Source organism: Bacillus sp. LQ01 (genome assembly GCF_057624735.1).
The window spans coordinates 1,213,470-1,233,860 of sequence record NZ_JBYEZL010000001.1 but is presented as its reverse complement, the minus strand read 5'-3'; the positions used below and the strand labels follow the sequence as shown (position 1 = coordinate 1,233,860).

20 protein-coding genes and 2 pseudogenes are annotated in these 20,391 nt (G+C 32.7%); 2 read left to right on the top strand and 20 right to left on the bottom strand.

Annotated features, from left to right (window positions below; translation table 11 throughout):
* The first annotated feature begins 296 nt into the window (after window positions 1-296).
* A complete protein-coding gene (locus tag AC22L0_RS06580; RefSeq protein WP_001253202.1) occupies window positions 297-635 on the top strand; it encodes a hypothetical protein in 339 nt (112 codons plus the stop codon).
* A 29-nt stretch (window positions 636-664) separates the two neighbouring features.
* On the opposite strand, the gene AC22L0_RS06575 is transcribed toward AC22L0_RS06580, so the two are convergent.
* From AC22L0_RS06575 to ytfJ, 4 genes are all read right to left on the bottom strand, one after another.
* Complete coding sequence (locus AC22L0_RS06575; RefSeq protein ID WP_000798747.1) at window positions 665-877, bottom strand: hypothetical protein; 213 nt, start codon at window positions 875-877, stop codon at window positions 665-667.
* A 69-nt stretch (window positions 878-946) separates the two neighbouring features.
* Entirely contained in the window at window positions 947-1,267 is a 321-nt protein-coding gene (locus AC22L0_RS06570) for a hypothetical protein (RefSeq protein ID WP_000761171.1), read from the bottom strand.
* 51 nt (window positions 1,268-1,318) lie between these two features.
* On the bottom strand, window positions 1,319-2,095 hold the full coding sequence (locus AC22L0_RS06565; RefSeq protein WP_000014087.1) for an oxalate:formate antiporter: 777 nt from the start codon (window positions 2,093-2,095) through the stop codon (window positions 1,319-1,321).
* A 160-nt stretch (window positions 2,096-2,255) separates the two neighbouring features.
* The gene (gene ytfJ, locus AC22L0_RS06560; protein WP_000349986.1) at window positions 2,256-2,681 is read right to left on the bottom strand and encodes a GerW family sporulation protein; all 426 of its coding nucleotides are present in this window, start codon (window positions 2,679-2,681) and stop codon (window positions 2,256-2,258) included.
* 131 nt (window positions 2,682-2,812) lie between these two features.
* Between ytfJ and AC22L0_RS06555 the strand changes: the two genes are divergently transcribed.
* The gene (locus AC22L0_RS06555; RefSeq protein WP_086389014.1) at window positions 2,813-3,598 is read left to right on the top strand and encodes a GNAT family N-acetyltransferase; all 786 of its coding nucleotides are present in this window, start codon (window positions 2,813-2,815) and stop codon (window positions 3,596-3,598) included.
* Between the two features lie 283 nt (window positions 3,599-3,881).
* On the opposite strand, the gene AC22L0_RS06550 is transcribed toward AC22L0_RS06555, so the two are convergent.
* From AC22L0_RS06550 to AC22L0_RS06475, 16 genes and pseudogenes are all read right to left on the bottom strand, one after another.
* Window positions 3,882-4,682: a DUF3952 domain-containing protein gene (locus AC22L0_RS06550; protein WP_087967959.1), complete on the bottom strand. Its 801-nt coding sequence runs from the start codon at window positions 4,680-4,682 to the stop codon at window positions 3,882-3,884.
* A 199-nt stretch (window positions 4,683-4,881) separates the two neighbouring features.
* Window positions 4,882-5,676 (bottom strand): hypothetical protein, encoded by a 795-nt coding sequence (locus AC22L0_RS06545; RefSeq protein ID WP_140160757.1) that lies wholly within the window; start codon window positions 5,674-5,676, stop codon window positions 4,882-4,884.
* Window positions 5,677-5,768: 92 nt separating this feature from the next.
* A pseudogene (locus AC22L0_RS06540) lies at window positions 5,769-5,959 on the bottom strand (hypothetical protein).
* A gap of 94 nt (window positions 5,960-6,053) precedes the next feature.
* A complete protein-coding gene (locus AC22L0_RS06535; protein ID WP_006923828.1) occupies window positions 6,054-6,851 on the bottom strand; it encodes a hypothetical protein in 798 nt (265 codons plus the stop codon).
* A 32-nt stretch (window positions 6,852-6,883) separates the two neighbouring features.
* Window positions 6,884-7,672 (bottom strand): hypothetical protein, encoded by a 789-nt coding sequence (locus tag AC22L0_RS06530; RefSeq protein ID WP_006923827.1) that lies wholly within the window; start codon window positions 7,670-7,672, stop codon window positions 6,884-6,886.
* A 197-nt stretch (window positions 7,673-7,869) separates the two neighbouring features.
* Entirely contained in the window at window positions 7,870-8,409 is a 540-nt protein-coding gene (locus tag AC22L0_RS06525; protein ID WP_003193390.1) for an STM3941 family protein, read from the bottom strand.
* A gap of 400 nt (window positions 8,410-8,809) precedes the next feature.
* Window positions 8,810-9,088: a hypothetical protein gene (locus AC22L0_RS06520; protein ID WP_003193391.1), complete on the bottom strand. Its 279-nt coding sequence runs from the start codon at window positions 9,086-9,088 to the stop codon at window positions 8,810-8,812.
* Between the two features lie 25 nt (window positions 9,089-9,113).
* A complete protein-coding gene (locus tag AC22L0_RS06515) occupies window positions 9,114-9,941 on the bottom strand; it encodes a hypothetical protein (RefSeq protein WP_003193393.1) in 828 nt (275 codons plus the stop codon).
* 55 nt (window positions 9,942-9,996) lie between these two features.
* Window positions 9,997-11,460, bottom strand: coding sequence for a T7SS effector LXG polymorphic toxin (locus AC22L0_RS06510; RefSeq protein ID WP_087967961.1), 1,464 nt, complete (start codon window positions 11,458-11,460; stop codon window positions 9,997-9,999).
* Window positions 11,461-11,483: 23 nt separating this feature from the next.
* Window positions 11,484-11,771 carry a TIGR04197 family type VII secretion effector gene (locus AC22L0_RS06505; RefSeq protein ID WP_003193397.1) on the bottom strand — a complete coding sequence of 96 codons (288 nt, stop codon included), beginning with the start codon at window positions 11,769-11,771 and terminating at the stop codon, window positions 11,484-11,486.
* Window positions 11,772-11,774: 3 nt separating this feature from the next.
* Complete coding sequence (locus AC22L0_RS06500; RefSeq protein WP_487272173.1) at window positions 11,775-12,197, bottom strand: YwqH-like family protein; 423 nt, start codon at window positions 12,195-12,197, stop codon at window positions 11,775-11,777.
* A gap of 12 nt (window positions 12,198-12,209) precedes the next feature.
* Window positions 12,210-16,721 carry a type VII secretion protein EssC gene (essC, locus tag AC22L0_RS06495; RefSeq protein ID WP_087967963.1) on the bottom strand — a complete coding sequence of 1,504 codons (4,512 nt, stop codon included), beginning with the start codon at window positions 16,719-16,721 and terminating at the stop codon, window positions 12,210-12,212.
* A gap of 39 nt (window positions 16,722-16,760) precedes the next feature.
* Window positions 16,761-17,960 (bottom strand): type VII secretion protein EssB, encoded by a 1,200-nt coding sequence (gene essB, locus AC22L0_RS06490; protein WP_000136611.1) that lies wholly within the window; start codon window positions 17,958-17,960, stop codon window positions 16,761-16,763.
* A 73-nt stretch (window positions 17,961-18,033) separates the two neighbouring features.
* The gene (locus AC22L0_RS06485; RefSeq protein WP_001007571.1) at window positions 18,034-18,285 is read right to left on the bottom strand and encodes an EsaB/YukD family protein; all 252 of its coding nucleotides are present in this window, start codon (window positions 18,283-18,285) and stop codon (window positions 18,034-18,036) included.
* A 4-nt stretch (window positions 18,286-18,289) separates the two neighbouring features.
* Complete coding sequence (essA, locus tag AC22L0_RS06480; RefSeq protein WP_000595658.1) at window positions 18,290-18,793, bottom strand: type VII secretion protein EssA; 504 nt, start codon at window positions 18,791-18,793, stop codon at window positions 18,290-18,292.
* A pseudogene (locus AC22L0_RS06475) lies at window positions 18,765-20,391 on the bottom strand (type VII secretion protein EsaA); the annotation flags it as partial. The pseudogene AC22L0_RS06475 and the gene essA, both read right to left, overlap by 29 nt.

Sequence of the window (20,391 nt, the reverse complement as noted above, 5' to 3'; positions counted from 1 at the left end):
TACATCATTTTCCAAAATTCCTGTTTTATCCCGCTTGCAGTAAGACACCTTCCTCAAAATTCAATGGATGCGGATCAGTTAATGGGAGAGAACTGCTCATAAAAATCCAATTGTTGCTGGCTGATAATCAGTCCTAGTGGAAAAAATCCCACACTTTATCTTCAATAGGAGATGGATATGTTAACGATGGAATGCGTATTCTCCAATTTTTGCTTTACTTGGGTTTAACTCATACTCATGCTCTTCTCATTTTGAAAGATACTATAGATACACCCAATTGAAAGAGAGGGATGTACATGCGAAGAAAGAGAAATCATCATTTTAAAAGTGGTGAAAAAAACGAAGAGTATGCTGCTGAAATATCACCAGCTGGCATTCCAATTAGACATAAGCGTAAAGAAATTGCAAATGAGATAGAAGGTACAAATACCGGCACAATGGTAGGCTATGTCGCTTTATTTCTTTCGTTATTCTCCATTGCTTTTTATCCAGTTACGCTCGGCTCCCTAGCAATTTTAGTTGGCCTATTAGCTGTCAATTTCGGAGCAAGAACACTTGGATATACAGCAATTGGTTTTGGTAGTTTTTCTGTTTTATTTACTTTACTTTATCCGCTTGCTTTGTCAGCGTTTTAAAAAAACACACCAAGTTATACTTGGTGTGTTCATTCATGATACAACATAATATGACCGCATCCACAACAATGTTTCGCTGTAATTTCTTGAAACACTGGATAATTTTCTTCATCTCGATGCTCAATAAATACTTTTTCAAATCGATACATGTTTGGTGCATATGCCCAATCTTGTTTCGTACGTGCATATAACGTTGAGGAAAAAAACTCCTCACCACCGCAAACGATACATGTGTTCTTCATCGCTATCCCTCCTATGCTTGTCTTACTTCATCTATATGAACATAAGCATAAAAAAAAGACCTTCTATTACTAGAAAGTCTTCTCTGAAACAAAAAGAAATGTACCAAACATTCCTACTCCGCTATATTCTTTTGAAACACCAGCTTCTGTTTTAAATGTTTGCTTTACAGTCATAAAGAATACACCATTTCGTGCATCTGTACTTTCAAATTGTAGTTTTTCTTTTTTACCATCTACATTTTGCGTGCATTCAAAACTACTCTCATTACAATTCAACGCATACTTATCCTCTACATACACTTTAAAATCTGATTCTTTAGGACAAGTTATAAGTAATATTGCCACGAGAATAATACTTATAATACCCACAATTGTATAATATTTCTTCATTTGTACTCCTTTCAAATGACAAGAAAACTTGACTTCATACGCCAAGTTTTCTTAGTCAACAACCCATTGCCACTCTTGTTCTTTCTTATCAAAAATGAGCCAACCTGTTTCTGTTGCTTCCTCTTTCAATTCATCGATATTATCTAACACCTCATCCGTACTTTCATACGAACCAACTACATATACCGGAATTTCAAGACCTCTTCTTGACTCAATCTTCCCTGCTAGATCTATGTAAAGACCATCTTCCATTAGTGGAATCAGTCCCATGATCAATTCTTTTGAAATTGCTGGGAAAATTTTTGATTTTTGGAAGAAAGAAAAACGTTTCTTACCGAAAGCACCGAGTTTATACGGAATGACTTTACTTAACATTCCTACAAAATCAGCAATTCTACGATAATACACTTTGTTGTACCATCCGTCATCATGTGAAAAATAAACAAATCGATTTTTCAACAGCGGAAAGAATGTTCTTGCAAGTGGTTCTTTTTTGTGAGCCAAATATAATAATTCTGCAATTTCTTTCGGCTCTAATTCATCTAAATCGCTTGCATCATCAAAATCTACCCAACAAAATTCATCAAATTCATCAATCTCTGCTTGAATTAACTTATGTATATTTTCTTCCTCAACATATTCAAATAAAGTATGATAATGAAAATCCGTCCATTCAAAGTTGTGCTTCAAAAGCAACACTTGATGAAGCGGTGAAGGGATGTTACTCGCAAACTCTTTAAACGTAATTCCTGATGTAATAAAACAATGACCTCGACGATTACCATTAATATATATCATATTCTTTACTTGGTCAGATCCTCCAGACAAAGCACCTAGCCACCTTCGTTTTATATGTTTCAATTCTATAGCATATTTTAACATGAAAAATTTTAGAAACATAGAAAAAACTTCAAAAACTATTTACAATTTCATGTGTTTTATTACATAGTGATTACAAGAAAAAACGCCTGCTCATAAGCAGGCGTTTTTAAAGGATTTCATCTGGGTTTTGAGGATGATGATTTCCCTCTTTCTTTTCTTCTTTTTGGAACATCGATTGAATTTTATCAATTGTTTGTGGAGCTAATTCAATCATTTTTTCTGCTAAATGTGTCGCATTTTGTAGATGAAGAATATTTACTCCATCTTTATTCACCACAAGAAATGCTACTGGTGTAATCGAAACACCACCCGCGCTACCGCCACCAAATGCAGCGTTACCGTTCGCTCTTTGTCCATCATTCGTTTGGAAATCAGAACCTCCTGCTCCAAAACCGAACGCTACTTTAGAAACCGTTAACACCACACCACCGTCAGCCGTTTGAACAGGCTCTCCAACAATCGTATTTACATCAACCATTTCTTTTAAATTTTCCATTGCTGCTTTCATTAACCCTTGAATTGGATGATCCACCGTTCATAACCTCCTTTGTCATATCTTTCCTAGTTTTTCCGAAAGTTTGTGAACTAAACATAAAATTTTATATTGATTTCAAAAAACTTAAGTTGTAATATTTAGAAAAATAAAAAAGAGGTCGATTCGTTATGATGCGAAAATTAACAAAGAAAGATCATGAACAAGTATTCGCTTATCTAAAAGAAGAAGCAGCCCTTAACTTGTTTATTATTGGAGATATTGAAGCTTTCGGTTATGACACAGATTTTCAAGAATTATGGGGAGTATTTAAAGAGAATGGAACATTAAAATCAATTCTACTCCGATTCCACGATTCATTTATACCCTATAGTAAAGAAGACTTTGTTACCACTGATTATGAGGCACTTCTTTCAGCGTATAAGCCGCTTAAACTATCTGGTAAGTCAACTATCGTAAAAAAATTTGAAACTTCTCCTGCTATTCAACTAGGTGTCAAAAGTGATATGTATTTTTGTGAATGTCTAAATGGCAACAACTTACCTGACACGCCTATTCATGAAACGATTAAACTTGCATCAATAGATGATGTAGATCGAATTATGCAATTAAGAAGTAGCATCGATGAATTCCCGACTGCTCATGAATCAGAAAAAATTTTAAGGCAAGCTATCGAAACAAATACAGGACGTACATATTATATTGAAAAAGACGGTGGAATCATCGCATCCGCCTCTACTTCTGCTGAAAATTCATTATCCGCTATGGTAGTTGGTGTATGTACACACCCGAATTATCGTGGAAATGGCTACGCTTCACTCATACTACAAAAAATGATTCAAGACTTTACGAAAGAAGGCCGAACACTTTGTTTATTTTATAACAATCCAGCTGCTGGACGAATTTATAAACGTCTAGGATTTAAAGACATTGGGATGTGGACGATGTATCGATAATAAGGGGTACTTTATAAGCAGAAATAGTTATAACTTAACAATAAAAGCAGATTATACACAATTTCATACTGTTATTATGAAGAGAAAGAAGCTACTTGCGGAGCAATGACTCTAACTAAAACATGTTATGTATTCAAGCTAAATTTAGATAGATAAACGCCCCAATTGTTGCATCTACTCCAACAATTGGGGCGTTTATCCTCAAATTCTTCCCACTATATTTATGAAACATTTATTCCACTTATGTCGCTATTATCATTACGTGCAAATGCTCTCCTTAATATTACTGCTTCTTATTATACTGTGCTTTAAAATCAATATATTCCTGTTTCGCATCCTGATTATTACCTTGGTGACTATCAAAAGATGTATGTATTTGCGATATGTGTTCTACTAACTTGCCCTCATCATTCCTCTTCTTATAATCCACTACAATACTTACTTCCAATATCTGCTCTGAACCATATTTAGAATCTATATGCAGTACAATCGATCCACCATCATATTCATCATATTGTATTTTCAACTTATCATTAATGATACTCTGAAACTCTAATTCAGTTAATTTGTATCCAACTGTACTAGGTTGATCAAACTTTTTTATATCATCTCCGGGCTTCATCTTTAGTTTCCCTATTCCTTTTAAACGATTAACAATTAAGTTTACGTATGAAACATCCAGATTTGAATCCGGACTTTTCACCTGTCCATTTTTATACATAATATTGGTACGATAAACACCTTCTTTTTTATTATCTTTGCTGTCTACTGCTGAAGTAACCGCTTGTGTTGTACTTCCATATAAACTTTTATCTTTCGTATTATATATCCCTTCCGAAGTTTGATAGATTGTTTTTCTATGCTCTCCATCTTCCTTTTGTTCATATGTACTATATATACCTCTTTGTTTCACATACGCATACCCATCATCACTCGCAGACATAACCTTTCTCATGTCACCTTCATCCAAAGCTTTGACAAATGGCTTATAATCTATCTTCGTCTCCCCAAAACTACATCCACTTAATAAACTTGATACTATTAACAGAACTATCATCATCCTAGCTTTCTTCTTTAACTTCATACTGACACCCCCTTGATTTCTCTAGGCATTTTTAGGTTCATTACATTCCCATTTTGATAGTAATATAGTTCACCTTTACTTACCGGTATTTATTAACTCATACAGATTATATTGAAGATACTTTAATTTTTAATAGCATCGATTTTTATACAATCCTTAATTGTTTATATATTCCGTTCGAATTTTCAGAAATCAAAACTTATTTTATTTCTTTGGCTTGCTTTTTTTCCTTTTCTTCATAAAGCTTTAGTCTTTTCTGACGTTCCTTTTCGTGCTCTTCCCACGAAATATAAAATGACGGAAACTTAAATCTACAATAGGCTAATAATTGGAACTCTGCTCCACCTATGGCTACTGTGTACATTACAAGGGTTCCTGCCATATACCCCACTAAAACCCCTGTTTCATAATTATTATGAAAATAAATTAAAATAAGAAGGGTTAGTACATATATCGTAATACCAATCATTGTATTGTTTTTTATTTTACTAAAAAATGAAGTTGCTCTTTCATCCATACTAAATGCTCCACTCTCTGCTTGTTTAAAGGTATCAATCGTTGTCACCAGATGAACAAAAACTGCTCCTAGGAATAATAAACCCACATACAATAATGTAATTTGATCAATTGAATAATTTGAAATTTCTGGAAGTATAAATAATGTGAATCCTATAGTTCCTAGCTGAAATGCAAATAATAATATCACAAATGCTTGCAACTTTTGATATTTGAAACGAGCTTTTGGAATTAGATATAGAATGAAAAAGATTACTTGCAAACCATATAACACTAATTCAATACTAACAATTATTTTGTCAAAGAGAGTTGGATAGTAACCCCAGCCAATCTTAATTAATGCTACCAAAATAAAAAGCATGAATAATGAACTATAAACTATTCCTCCAAACATAAACACCATAGAATCTTCTGGGCTTAAGCGATTTCTACATGTTATTTTAAATTCATCTAAATCTTTTTCTTTTATATTCCACATATAATTACACCATCTTTTCTAAAATCATGTAATAACTCTATTTTTGTAGACAAACTGAGAGTAAATAAATGTTTTTGGTATTTCATATTAAACTAACCTTTTTTACTTTTTTTAACAAACACAAAATACAGCGATAGCATTAGTATTAAGCCTATTCCACAAACCAATACACCTCCATATTCTTTCTGGTATAAAAAAATAAACATAATCCGACAATAATAGGTGCTATTACACTTTCAAATAAACCTTTTTCTTTTTTTACAGCTTTAGAATCTTTATTCAAGATATTACATTCCTCCCTTTACTAGTTAATTTATGAATAATGTATTCATTCTATCTTCAATATAAGTTTACGAGTATCATTTATAACTTTCTTTTCAGTTTTTGTTTCGCTTTTGTTCTTTCTCTCTTATTCTTTTTCTATTTGCTATAAATTCTTGGCGTTCCTTTTCATGTTGTTCCCACGTAATATTAAATGATGGAAATTTAAAGCGACAATACACCAATAGGACGAATTCTGCTGATACTACAGCGAATATATATAATATTATTGTTTGTGTCACATAAATTGCCATTTCATCAAATGTATAATTAAGGTTTAAAAAAATTAATACAAGTAGAACTATTACACCGATCGTTATTCCGATCAATAAATATAATTTCGTGTTAGTAAAAAATGAGACAGCCGGTCCTTCTAATTTATATCCTCCATGCTTTGCTTTTCTAAAAACATCGATCGTTGCTACAATGTGGGTACAGATTGCTCCTAATAGTATTAAACCGATATAAACCAATGTTTTATTGTCACATGGAAAATCATATATTCCTTCAACAACCATAACTATGAAAGGTAATGTCGCTAACTGAAAAGCATAAAATACAGTTACGATTGTTTGTAGTTTCTGTAATTTAAAAGCAATCTTTTTAGACATGAATAATATTAAAAAAATGAACTCCAAAACATACAACTTAACCTCAGTTTGTACAACTATCTTTTCAAAAGGATTTAGAGAAATCTTGTCACCGTTCAACAAAAAAGCTAAAAACATAATAAGCATGGGTATAGAAGTATATGCAAAAACTCCCCCACAAAAGATTCTTATATAATCCGGACTTAATCGATTTTTATTTTCAATTTTGAAAAAACCTAAATCTTCTTCCTTTATTTTAAGCATTCATCTTTCCTCATTTCGACACAAAACTTATTTTATTTCTTTAGTTTTCTTTTTTCCTTCTCTTCATAAAGCTTTAGTCTTTTCTGACGTTCCCTTTCATGTTCCTCCCACGAAATATAAAATGATGGAAATTTAAATCTACAATAGGCTAATAATTGGAATTCAGCTGCGCCTATGGCTACCGAATATAGTATAAGGGTCAATATGGCATACCAACCTATTTGCCCCATCGTATAATCATTATTAATATAAATTAAGATTAAGAGAGTTAATACATATAGTATAGAGGCAATCATTAATAAATCTTTTGTCTTACTAAAAAATGAAACTGAATTTTCCCACTTACTAAATGCGCCTTCGCTAGCTTGCTTAAAGGTATTAATTGTTGTAAAAATATGAATAATAAAGGCTCCTAACAATAATAAGGCTCCATAAGTCAATGTAACACGATCATTTGAATAACCGAAAATACTCGAAACAACTACTGTTACAAATCCTATAGTCGCAAGTTGAAGTGCATATAGCAATATAACTATAGCTTGTAACTTTTGCAATTTAAAACGAGTTTTGGGAAATAAATATACAATAAGAAAAATGATTTGTATGCTATACAAACATAACTCTATTTTAATAATTGCTTCATCTAGTAAACTAGGATATACGGACCAACCAAATTTCACCAAACCATAAATTACACCTAACATTATTAATGAGGTGTATATGATTGAACCTAACATAAAACCTACAGCAGCCTCAGGACTTAAACGATTTCTACATGTAATTTTAAATTCATCTAAATCTTCTTCTTTTATATCCCACATCCAAGTTTCCCACCTTTAACTACCTTTACTTAAATCATGTAGATTTAAAATAAAAACCTTCTCATTTACATGAAAAGAGAAGGTTCTATTGGCACCATATAGCTTTATACTATTCAAAACTATCTCTTTTGAGATGCTTCATTTATAACAGATAAAAAATTTTTCAAAAATGAAATCAAGTTACTGCTCCTATTATATTACTGCGCTTCATCTTCTGGAGCTAAAACGTTCATATGATATTCTTCTAGCTTAGCAACTAATGTTTCTCTGTCTATTTCTAATAAGTTCATATGAATATTAAACGGTACAAATCCAGTACGCTTATTAATTCGATACATCCGTTGCGCTTTCGTTGGTAAAGAAGCTATATATTGCTCTTCAACATCATCCTCTATCAAAACTCCTAAGAACGACTGCCTGCGAATTTTATAGGGTAAAATACTATTTACATCTTTTAAAGCGATTTTCACAGGATATTTAGCATCATTAATAACCGTAATATACTCTGATTCTAAAATGGCTACTGGTGTTCTATTCATAATCTTCTTAAATATTTTCCACAAAGCAACTAACATGATTAATGCACCGATCCCAACTATAGCCCCCCTTACATAGTAAGCTTCCTCAGACGAGAAAGTGAATATAACAAAAATAAGCAACAAAACTTCAATTACAACGAATAAAAAAAACCTTCTGATTAATTTAACTTTCGATTCATAAATATAATATTTTTCCATATGATTCTCCTATTAATTTCGGTATTATAAATCTATTTTGATTTGTGCCTCTACATCACAACACGTTCTTGATTTATCCTATCATCATGTAACTCCTACTTAATCTCCCGACATGTTTAAACTATCGCTCTTTCTGCCCATGCTATTTCTAAGATAAAAAATGAAGGAACGGGCTGAGATCAGATACGTATAGCTGGACAGTAGGGTGTATGACATACTTTAAATAATGATTAAAAGCCAAACCGATATACAGACAAAAGAAGATAATCAACCACAAATAATAGGTGATTATCTGTCTTTTAATAGACTTTTTTTATTTTCACTTCGTTCATGTAATAATTATATTTTTGTAGATAAATTTAACGCCACACAAAAAGCTTTTTTAGTTTGCAACATAGAATTAACCCTTTTTACTTTTTCTAACAAACACAAAATACATCGATAGCATTATTATTAAGCCTATCCCACCAACCAATACACCTCCATATTCTTTCTGATATAAAAAAATAAACATAGTAACAATAAAGCTCGGTATTGACAAGATAATGAGCCATTTCCCCAGAAACTCTGCTACTTTATATAAAATTAAAAAAATAAACATAATCCCGACAATAATAGGTGCTATTACACTTTCAAATAAACCTTTTTCTGTTTTTGCAGTTTTAGGATCTTTATCCAAGGCGTTACATTCCTCTCTCTACTATTTAACTTATAAATAATGTTTTCATTCCATTTTCAAAATTCCCTTTTGATAATTGAGATAAAGTAAATGTACTATTATCGTCTAGTTGTGATAAATCAAATATAGTACTATCTTCTAAATGAGATAATATCCATTGTGTATGTGCTGTTTCAATAATAAAGAAACCTTTATCTGAAATAACCTCACCTTTGTCTTGTGTATCAAGTCGCATAACACTGTATATACTTTTTGTTGTTTTTATATCATTTAGGAAAACTTCTGCATGTGAAGGTTTTACACCGTTCTCAATTAAAATATTTTTCCCCTCTTCAATAGACAAAGTAATAAGATTACCAATTTCTTGTACTACATGATTTGGTAAAGTTTCTTCTAAATCAATATTTATATTTTGTTTTTCAATCTCAATTTGCAATAGATTTTTTGCTTCTGCATACAATTCATAATCTGATAAATTTTTAATTGTATGTACAATTCCATTCGTACTTTGATATGAAATATTAAAGTCACCTTGATTATAAATATTACCAGTGATTGTTATATCATTTTGAAAATCAATTTTTTGCAATAAAATAGAAATAGATGGACGATTAAAAATATTAAATAATATTTCTACATCAGGCTTTGGGAATACTTCTTGTTTTTGTTCATCAAATGTTAGTAAATTCCTTGCTAATAAGGAATGTGCTGCTGTTAAAAAGATCTTTTCTGTTTCCGTTTCTTTAAGCTCATCATAAACTATTTGTAATAGTGATTTGGCAAAGGGTTGATTATCTTTATAATTTAATAGGAATGCTAATTCTTCTAAAGAAAACGTATATTTTTTTTCCATAACTGTTAAAAAGTCTAGTTAAAAGACTTTTATTCCCCTCTTTTCTTTAATAAGTTTATTCAAACCATTTTTTTATAGATTTTGTAAAATTCGATGCATATTCTTTCATTTTTTTTCGTGGTGCAATATATTCAAATGCTTTACTAAACACTGTACTTCCTACAGTAGCTCCAATTATTCCACCTGCAATAGCTCCAACAGCAGTACCGATACCAGGGCAAATTAGTGTACCTAATGCACCTCCCGCTTCTACACCACCTACACCTCCAGCCCACGAAAAGTAAGTATTACCTGCAACTTTTGCTACAGAATAAGTGACGTCGGTTGCCTGCTCAACCCCGGTTTTGTCTGATTTAAGAGCTGTATGAAGTTCACCTACTTCAAATGCAGAGTTTATTAATACCGCCGGTATACCAAAAGGTTTCAAATTTTTTATTATATGTTTTGGAACATTAATTGCTTTAATACTGTTCTCAGGTAATGAGTGATTTAAATTCCCTACTTTTGCAGCTACTTTCTCAATTGTGGAAAATTCTTGTGCAACTTTCCCCATAGTTGTAACTGCCTTCCCGACTAATGGAATTTCCTTTAGCCCTTTCCCAAAAAGACTCTTAGAACTTGCTACAGAGAACGCTGAATTTACCCCTTTAAGCCATTTACTCCATGTATTCGCGATTTTTCCATTCGCTAAGAAACCTTTTTGAATATCAATAAGATCAGTACGTTTAGGTTTAGCATTTTGAACAAAATTTAATGCTCCTAATACGAATCCCATTTTTCCAGTTATAACTGTTCCTTTCGTTGCAAGCATTAAAAGAATATCTCCAATGCTCAATCCATCTCCTGAATTTCCATTACTCCCCCCCGTAGTGCTATTATTTATGGTTCCGTACCACTTGCTAGACATAATTTTTTCTATTGAACTACTAGAAAAATCTCCACTATTAGTTCGTATTTGATTCATTCCACTGTCTAATGCATGCATCATTTCACGAAACGCTTGCAGGTCATTTTGTTGACTGTTATAAGTTTCTAACTTTTCAAGCGTGTCACTAATTTCTTTTTGGCTTTTTACAGATCCTTCCGTAATTCCTGAGGATGATGGATATTGAATTGCAATAATATCACTAATGGATCCTACCGTTTGTCTCGCTTCGTCATTAGAGTGATTAAACCCTTCATTGTATCCATTAATTCTTTTCTTTACATCATCCAAATAAATTCCGTAAATTTTGACATCTGCATCACTGTCAACCGTAGAACTGAAATCCTCCACTGTTTTTTGAAATTGACCTTTTAATAACTCAGCTGATTCCATATAACTAGAAATAATTTTCCCATGAACCATGGCTAAATACCCTTTAATTCCATCAGCTGTTTTCCCTTGAAAAGAGCTAATTTGTGTAACACCCATTATTTTTTGTAATACTGATTCGAAATGTTGATTTAACTCTTCAACATTTGAATTAAAGCGCGTTTGAAGTTCTTTCACTTCCTGTAATTCAATATTTTTGTCCACCTTACATCCCCCCTATTTCAAAATTAATGGCCCGGAATGCTGCTTAAACTTTTTTCAAGTTGTTCATCTTGTTCGACTATTTTCTCCCCGGCTTGTTGTATGTTATTTAAATCATTTTCTAATAACTGTTCATATTGCTGCACCTTTTGAGATAACATTTCGATTGCTTCACAAAATTGAGTTAATCTAGTCAAATTCGTACGACTCAACTTCATATCATTAAATTTCGTTTTCCCTAAATCACTAGCACCACTTTTCAAATCACTTACTTTCGCATCAAATACCCCTTTATTTAATTTAATTTCCCCCATTTATCATTTCCCCGCCTTCTGTACTTCTACTTGAATACTAGCGTCAACCATTGAAACACTTCTACTTAGAGAAAGAATACTAGACTCACATGTAGCGATTTCTCTTTCAAGCCGCCGTATGGCTTGATTGATGTCTTCTTGCACTCTCCCTAGTTCTCCGATAAACTTCCCCAAATTCGAAATGACTTGTTGTTCATACGTTTCTTTAAAAGTAGTTGCTCTTTGCCCTTTCCAACTACTCTCGTTTATTTCTAAAGACTTAAATTGCTCTTGATTTTGTTTAATTGCTTCAAGATTATTTACAAATTTCCCCTTAGCAGTTATTAGCCTTCGTAGTTTCATTTGTAATTCAGCCAATTGCCCTTGTTGATGACTTATACTACTTAATAAACCAGATTTTTGACTATTTAATTCCTCTATCCCCATGCAAATCCCCCCTTAAATAGTTGGCACTTTAATTCTAGTGGCAAAACGATTTTCAACAAAATACCCTTCAAATGGATTTAATTTTGTACTACTTAAATCTTTATTAGATACATCGAAGACCATTTGGCCTGATGATTTTCTAAGTAAAATAACATGAGATTGCGTTTTTATTGTTTTTGAAACTAAGTCGTATCGACTGTCAATTGAATCAACATCACAGCCAATTACGAAGTGGATGCCCATAAATGCACCATTTGTTATTAATTCCGCTAAACTATATATATCGCTATCTTCTAAATTACTTAAAATATCATTTACATCTGCAATTACGATTACAATCGGCTTAAATTTCTTAATAAATTCAGCTGGGTTCACTGTTTCACTTGATGCTTCCTGCTCCTCTTTAAACGCCGCTTCTCTCGATTTATAAGCATTTGTAACTTGTTTAATCGTTTTCTCAATTCCTGTTTTTTCAGCTACATATAAAGCAGCGCTCTCTCTATAGTTTGAGAAATTGCGTGTTCTTGTATCAATTAAACCTAGGTCAAAGTGTCCACTGTCTGCTAACTGTTGAAGGAATTGATGAACTACATTTTCAACTTCATCTTTCTTAATTCCCCCTACAACAATATTAGACGCTTCCGTTAAATCTAATTCGAGAGGTGTAACGCTTTCTGTTTCTACACCAAATGTTAGTTTGCCTGCTTCAATAATTCTTCTTGTTTCTGGCCATGCAATAAATTCTTTGTATTCTAGAACTTCAGGTACCATAGGAATTGCTTTCGGTCTTTCTCCATCCCAGAAGGAATCCATCTCTTTTCCTTCAGCTTGTATATTTTCAATTCGAGTAAGGACATCTTCTCCATTTGTCGGTAAAGCTGTTTGGAAGATTGTTGGTTCGTCAATTTTAACTAAACCACGGCCTGCTAATTCTTCAATTTTTAACTCTGTTCTTCCTACAATAGCTCTAGATTCTGCCTCATCTATCATATATAGAGCAATTTGTAGTTTAATATTTGTATTTACTTGTACTCTCAATGCATTTTGACGTGTAGCCGTAAGCATTAAATGAATTCCTACTGCTGCCCCTTCACGTACAATTTGTGCAATAATGCGTTCAAAGTCTTCGACAAATCCAGCTTCTCTAACAGCATCATAGTTATCTAACGTAATTAATATTGTTGGTAATACTTCTTTACTAGCTCTCTCATACATTTCAAGACTCGCAACACCATATTTACTTAGCAATTGCTTTCTATCTTTTAATAGGTCTTCTATGCGACGAAGAAATTTCTCGCATTTTTCAACTTGGTCTAATGTAATGATGTCTGCCACATGCGGTAAGGATTTTAATGGCATTAAGCCATTTGTTCCGAAGTCTAATAAATACACATGCAAATGCTCCGGACTATGCTGGCGAGCTACATCCATAATGACTGATTGTAAGAATGTTGATTTTCCGTAGCCTGGACTTGAGAAGACCGCTACGTGTCCGTCTTTACCAATATCTAGTGTTAATGGTGTTTGTGATTGTAATTCAGGCTGATCTAGTAGACCAACTGTTGCTTGTAATGGTTTCTTTTCTTTCGTCCATGCTTCTTTGAACTGAATAGCGTGTAAGTCTTGTAAATATACGCTTTCTGGAAGTGGTGGTAACCACGGTCTAGCTAACGCTTCAATTTCATTTATTTCTGCGTAATCGTGAATGTAGTCAATAACAGCATCCAGTTCAGATGGTACGCTTATTACTTCTTTACTGCTACCAAGTCCACTTAAGTCTTCACTTAATATTTCATATTGTCCTAGATCATTTATTGCATAGATTGTTGCGTCTAAATGTTCTTTATCCTCTTTGTTTTCTACATAGTCTGCTCCGCTCCAGGCTGATTGGAATAGTTCATAAATTTCATTATTCCCAACTTGTAAGTAAGCACGTCCTGGTAATGTAATTTCAGCGGCATCTGGCGTTTTTAAGATTTCATTACTATCTGACGTATTTTGAACTTTTAGTGCTAGTTTGAATTTCGAGTTACTCCAAATTTGATCATCTACAACACCACTTGGTTTTTGCGTAGCTAATATTAAATGGATCCCGAGTGAACGACCGATACGCGCTGTTGAAACTAACTCTTTCATAAATTCTGGTTGTTCTGACTTCAATTCCGCGAATTCATCACTAATTAAAAATAGATGCGGCATCGGCTCACTTACTAAGCCTTCTTTATACAGTTTTTGATACTGATTAATATGGTTTACATCATTTTCACCAAATAATCGTTGTCTTTTCTGTAATTCAGCTTTAATTGATGCGAGCGCTCTCATACTTTGTGCTCCATCTAAGTTCGTAATTGTTCCTAATAAATGCGGTAAGTTTTTGAATAAATTCGCCATACCGCCACCTTTATAGTCAATTAGTAAAAAGGCTACTTCGTACGGGTGGAAATTGACTGCTAGAGATAAAATATACGATTGTATAATTTCCGATTTACCTGAACCTGTTGTACCTGCTATTAATCCGTGTGGTCCGTGTGCTTTTTCGTGTAAGTTTAAGTTTACGATATCTTCTTTACCACGTAATCCAAGTGGTACAGCTAAAGATTTATGCGCTGCATTTTTCTCCCAACGACTTGTGATATTCAGTTCTTTTACTTTTTCAACGCCGTACATTTCTAAAAATGTTACGCTTTCTGGAATACTATTTTTTAAGTTTTGCAAATGATTTAATGGTGCTAATGCCCGTGAAATATCTTCTAAATTGAACCCTTTCGGTACGTGATTTAGTTTAAATTGACGGTTAACAAGCTCTCCTTGCTCTAAGATGATGTTCCCTTGTTTTGCATCTCTTATATCTATTACCGTTTTCACATGCTCCGGTAAACTTTGCATAACATCTTGTACAAATACAAGTGATACACCTAATTGACTCGGATCATCATTAAAGAATTCCATAACAACATGGTCTAATATTAGTTTTTCATCTGTAATGAGAACGACATAGTGCGGTGCAAAGTACATTTTTTCATTAGTAGAACTTTTTTCATCTAGTTTTAATTTTCGTTCTTTCAATATTTGATACAAACTATTTAACACTTGATCACGGCTACGATCATGGTATACAAATCCACGTACATTTATATCGCGAACACTTCCATGAGGTAACCAGCGCATCCAATCCCATTTTTCTTTTTCTTCTTCCGGAAAAATAGTAATAAACTGCAAGTCATAATAACTATGGAATAAAGCCGTTTGTGCAACTAATAATTGTAATTGCTCTAACACTAAAGAGCGTTGGCCAATATAACCGACTGGTCCATTCATTAAATCTGTTACAACTGGTACATCTTCCAATGATAGATAACGCTGTCTTAGTTCACGTGCTATATCGATTAATTCATCTTTCGTTTGACTAAATTCTTCTTCATTAAATTGAATTTCAAAACTCGTATTAGCTTGTCCTGTTCCAACGCTAAATGTTAAGAAATCATGATGTAACATTGTTTTTTCATAAATTCTAGGATTTACTTGAACTGCCATATTACGTATTACTTCTACATTTGGATTGTGATAATGTAATGCGTGACGCTGTTTTTCACTTTCTGCATGTAAATCTTTCGTTTTTTGTTTTATATACTCTCTATAGCTTTTATCTCGTTCAACAATGTCGACTTTATATTGCTTCAAATTTTTAATATACGATGTGACAGAAACAATGATTGTTACTAATGTCATCGCAATCGATGCGATAATAAACATTCCATATTTCATGAAAATAGCAAGTAATACAGTTACGACAATCATGACAAGTGAAGGTGCAATGATTCTTGCTAAATGCTCCGTTGGTTTTGATGGCATACTTGAAGGCTTTGCAATTGTCATTTTCTCTTCTGGTTCACGGTAAATAATACGTGGTGAACGATGATAGTCTGGATAACCACTTTGATAATTCTTTTCTGATTCTACTAAAATAGGTAACGCAGATTTCACTTTATCTTCTGAAGAAAGTACTTGAATGTCTTCACTACCAATCTCCAATAAAATACCATCAAAATATAATACGTCTCCTGATTCCAACATAACGCTATCTTTTAACTTCGTATAATTATGAAATACATCCCCGCCATACACGTTCACTTTAAAAGAATCGTACAACGTTTCGCGAGATAGCATTAAATCTACACTAGTCCCGGTAATAGAAATATCATCGTAATCGTTTTGACTCACTGTAAGAGAATGTTTCGTTCCAATATCAAACACTTTAGTTGTGCCAACAATAGATATAAAGATTTTCAAGCTCACATCTCTTGTTTTCCCAATCTCAATTTCCTTATTGAATTCTATTAATTGATCCTGTACCATCCAAGCATTTACTTCATTATTCCACTTTAACTCTACTTCTTGTTCTAAACTTGGATTCGTAATATCATTTGTCCACTCTTTTCCAATCGACACTATTGATTGCTCATTTGGATGTAATGTGCACTTATATATTTTGTCTCCATAAGTCAATACTAATAGTTGCTCCATCCGTGTTCACTGCTCCTTTTCAACTGTCTCATCAATTGCTTACTCTTTTTTCTCTGTGTCCGACAAATTTTTATCGTTTGATGAATTGCCATATTTCTTTTTATATTCATCTAATTGTTGCTCATATGTTTTTAACTTTTGATCACGTTCTTCCCCTGATAAATCTGGATTATTTTTCAGTGATTCAATTTGTTTAACAAGGCCGTACATAATAAGCTGAGGATCATCAAGTGTCTTAGCTAAATCTAATGATTTATCAAAATTACCTTTTCCGTTATACATCCAATACAGCAAATACTTTTCATCACTTTTCAAACTAATATTTTTCATAATTGATTTCTTTTGAGCTTCACCTAGTTTTTCAGCTGTAATGTATGCAAATGCTAACTCATATTTAGATGCAATCGGTAATGATTCAAACTCCTCTTCATTCAATTGCGTAATGACTTTGTCATAATCAGTTGCTATAAAACTTGCATTTGCTTCTAACAATTTATTTTGGTAAGGAAATTTTATAAAAGTGAAATATATTAAAGGAGCAGCTAAAATAACTGTCGCCGCTATGAAGGAAAAAGCTAAGTATTTAAACGATTTATAGCTTTTTTTAGGTACTAACTGCATATTTTTTTCTGTTTTTGTTTGTTCCTTCTCAAAGCTGTCATCAAGAAACTGCAGTAATGCATCTAAGCTTTCCATTTGAGCAACGGTCTGTTCAAATGTTGTTTCTTTTGCATCTTTTAGTAACCCAGCATACAAATCATCAAAGTTATGTTTTTGGGAGAATAAAGCAATAATTAGACACTTATATTGTGTTAAAAATTGCTCTTCTAATAACGGGGTTGGCGGAACAATATCTCGAATTCCTCTATGTATAATACTTGGTATTAAATTAGCATTAAAAACTATATTGTCTGGATGTAAAAAGAACGTGATTCGTTTATTTAAATATTTACGAAACTGCGCAACATTCCGAAGTAGTCTTAATTTCTCATTTCTTCCAAAACGGCTAAGATCGTCCCACTTATATAATTTTTTATCTACTTGATATAGAAACGTAAACATATCATCCGTTTCTTCTATTGTTAATGGTACAAATTCAGATGATTCGCCCGTAATTATATCGAATTGACGGAAGTCTTTTATACGTGTTTGAGATTTGGTCATCTCCAATTTCCAATTTTCTTTTTCTATTTGAAATTGATAGTTCATTGCATCAATTTGAATTATTTTTTCCGTCATGTTTATCCTCTTCTCCTTTTCTTTATAACCCGTAATAACTTATTTTCAAATAACTAAAAGTAAAAAATATTCTTTATAAAACTTGCAAAATATCTCCATCTGTTATTTGGTGATCAATTAAACGATCATTATCTGTTAAAACAATTGACTTATTTTTCACTTTAATTACAAAATGTGAACCTTCATGATTATCAATCTTTAGCGTATCTAATAAGTTTTTTAATAAATATTTAATAGATTGATGATTCGGAATACGCAAATCATATGTATTTCCATTCCATTTACTAAAATCTACTGTCACATTGATATGTGTTTGTATTGCCATCGCTTTACCTCCAACTTTTACGAAGAACTGTATAAATACCGATGCAAATAAGTAGAATGCCGCCGCCAAATAATAATATTATTGTTATACTAATTGGCTCTTCATTCATTGTTTCATTACTCGCTACTTCATCTGCACTTTTTCTGACAATGTATTCACTGCTAAACAAACTATTTTTCGTATCTTTAACACTATTATTCTCTTTTGTTTTTGTAAAAAGAGAATCTCGCAAAGCTTCCATATCTTTTTGTTCTTTCTTTTTCTTTTTCTCAATTTCTTCCTCAATATCTTTGTTAAATAACTCAATCGATGCTTTATCTAATTCTGTTTCTTTATGTTCCTTTTTATTTTTTTCTTGGTCGCTTTCTTCAAGTCGATCCACTTTAAACTTAATCTTCCCATCATCACCAAGATAACTGTCAGCCGCGCTCCTTATCGGTAGCGCGACAAACAGTAAAAGGATAGAGAGAAATGATAACTTAGCCACTATGCTCCATTGTTTGATCATTTACTTCTTTTTCCTCCCATTTCTTATGCCATACAAATAGATTACTAACCAATCCAATAATGGCAATTACAAACAATACGACAAAAATAACTTTCCCAGTATCTTTACCACTAATAAAATCATTTAGAAAACTTTCTATATACTGAAGCGGTGAGAATTGACGTATCTTTCCGACAGACGACATTTGATCTACTTTACTTCCAACTGCCTCAGTTAAAAATAGGTACATGCTTAAAAATACTAATAGTATAAACATTCCTACCATTTTTATTTGTCGTAATAAGTAGGTTGAGACCAATACAAACGCCATCATAATAAATGTGATGAACGCAATCCATAGTAAACTTTGATCCTGACCGAACTTTAAAAGACGCCCAGAAATGATACCTATACTAATCCCTTCCACAATTGATATACCGAAAGCTACTACTGTAGTTGGTACATTCATATCAATTAATGAGAATTTCTCTTCAAAATGATCTGATTGCATTCGTTTCTTTTCTTGATTCGCAATTGCGTATGCTGTAAATAATGCAACAATGAAACAAGTTAATACAATTAAGTACGGTGTAAAAGCATTTCCTGCTACAATTACTCCATCATTTTGCTTTTGAACTGGACTAGCTAAAAAGTCATATAGCATCTCATTTTGACGATCTCCAATACGGCTATTCGCTAAAATTTTCGTAAAGTTTTTGGAGAATGATTTATCATCTTCCATTTTCTTCGTAAAGTCATTTAATAATAGATCAGCTTTTGAAACAATTGTCGTTCCGCTGTCTTGAATTTCTTTTGCTTGTCCATTAATTTGATCAAATGTTTTATATACATCGTCTGAAGTTGCTAAACTATGCTTCGAACTTTCGACCAATGACTGACTTTGCATCATTAATGATTTAATACCAGAATCTAACGATAAAATAGCTGTTTGCTCACCAGCATGATTTGTTGTTAATACTTGCTGCTCTTCAACTAGCTTTAAGCTATTCTCACGCCATTTCGCTAAACCTTTTAAATACTCTCCTAAATTTTCATTCATACTAGTTGCTTGTTGCGTCGTTCCATTTAATTTCTCCGCTAGTAGCATAGAATTTTGATCCGCACTAGTAATAGATTGTTGATAAGAGTTTATTTTTTGTTTTAAACCTGACATATCTTGCTTTATTTCTGTAGTAATACTTGATGAAACAAGATTTGAAATTAAATCAATTAAACTTTGTTTATTTAATACGTAGTACAAAGATTGATCCGTCGCAATTGCATCTAAACTTCCCTCTTCTAACTTAGGACCTACATCTTTCGTTCTTAAATCAATCCCATAATACATTTCGTAAAGGCTCATTAAACCTTGATAACTTTCGACTGTATCTACTGCTTCTTTTATTAATACACTAGATATATTTTTTGTTAATACTTCTGCTTTTTGATGTACTACTTGATTCGTTGTACTTTCAGTAACTTTACCGTTATCTGTTCCCGTTTCGCCTCCTGGATTTCCTCCGGTCCCGTTGTCTGTTCCCGTTCCGCACCCTGGGTTTCCTCCGGTTCCGTTGTCTGTTCCCGTTCCGCCTCCTGGGTTTCCTCCGGTTCCGTTGTCT

What these genes read in the sequence shown, in the direction of transcription:
- AC22L0_RS06580 (WP_001253202.1), top strand. Translation starts at nt 297, where the DNA reads ATGCGAAGAAAGAGAAATCATCATTTTAAAAGTGGTGAAAAAAACGAA.
- essC (WP_087967963.1), bottom strand. Translation starts at nt 16,721, where the DNA reads ATGGAGCAACTATTAGTATTGACTTATGGAGACAAAATATATAAGTGC.
- AC22L0_RS06485 (WP_001007571.1), bottom strand. Translation starts at nt 18,285, where the DNA reads ATGGCAATACAAACACATATCAATGTGACAGTAGATTTTAGTAAATGG.
- AC22L0_RS06505 (WP_003193397.1), bottom strand. Translation starts at nt 11,771, where the DNA reads ATGGGGGAAATTAAATTAAATAAAGGGGTATTTGATGCGAAAGTAAGT.
- AC22L0_RS06525 (WP_003193390.1), bottom strand. Translation starts at nt 8,409, where the DNA reads ATGGAAAAATATTATATTTATGAATCGAAAGTTAAATTAATCAGAAGG.
- AC22L0_RS06535 (WP_006923828.1), bottom strand. Translation starts at nt 6,851, where the DNA reads ATGCTTAAAATAAAGGAAGAAGATTTAGGTTTTTTCAAAATTGAAAAT.
- essB (WP_000136611.1), bottom strand. Translation starts at nt 17,960, where the DNA reads ATGACGGAAAAAATAATTCAAATTGATGCAATGAACTATCAATTTCAA.
- AC22L0_RS06515 (WP_003193393.1), bottom strand. Translation starts at nt 9,941, where the DNA reads ATGGAAAAAAAATATACGTTTTCTTTAGAAGAATTAGCATTCCTATTA.
- AC22L0_RS06500 (WP_487272173.1), bottom strand. Translation starts at nt 12,197, where the DNA reads ATGGGGATAGAGGAATTAAATAGTCAAAAATCTGGTTTATTAAGTAGT.
- AC22L0_RS06555 (WP_086389014.1), top strand. Translation starts at nt 2,813, where the DNA reads ATGATGCGAAAATTAACAAAGAAAGATCATGAACAAGTATTCGCTTAT.
- AC22L0_RS06570 (WP_000761171.1), bottom strand. Translation starts at nt 1,267, where the DNA reads ATGAAGAAATATTATACAATTGTGGGTATTATAAGTATTATTCTCGTG.
- essA (WP_000595658.1), bottom strand. Translation starts at nt 18,793, where the DNA reads ATGATCAAACAATGGAGCATAGTGGCTAAGTTATCATTTCTCTCTATC.
- AC22L0_RS06545 (WP_140160757.1), bottom strand. Translation starts at nt 5,676, where the DNA reads ATGTGGAATATAAAAGAAAAAGATTTAGATGAATTTAAAATAACATGT.
- AC22L0_RS06550 (WP_087967959.1), bottom strand. Translation starts at nt 4,682, where the DNA reads ATGAAGTTAAAGAAGAAAGCTAGGATGATGATAGTTCTGTTAATAGTA.
- AC22L0_RS06530 (WP_006923827.1), bottom strand. Translation starts at nt 7,672, where the DNA reads ATGTGGGATATAAAAGAAGAAGATTTAGATGAATTTAAAATTACATGT.
- AC22L0_RS06575 (WP_000798747.1), bottom strand. Translation starts at nt 877, where the DNA reads ATGAAGAACACATGTATCGTTTGCGGTGGTGAGGAGTTTTTTTCCTCA.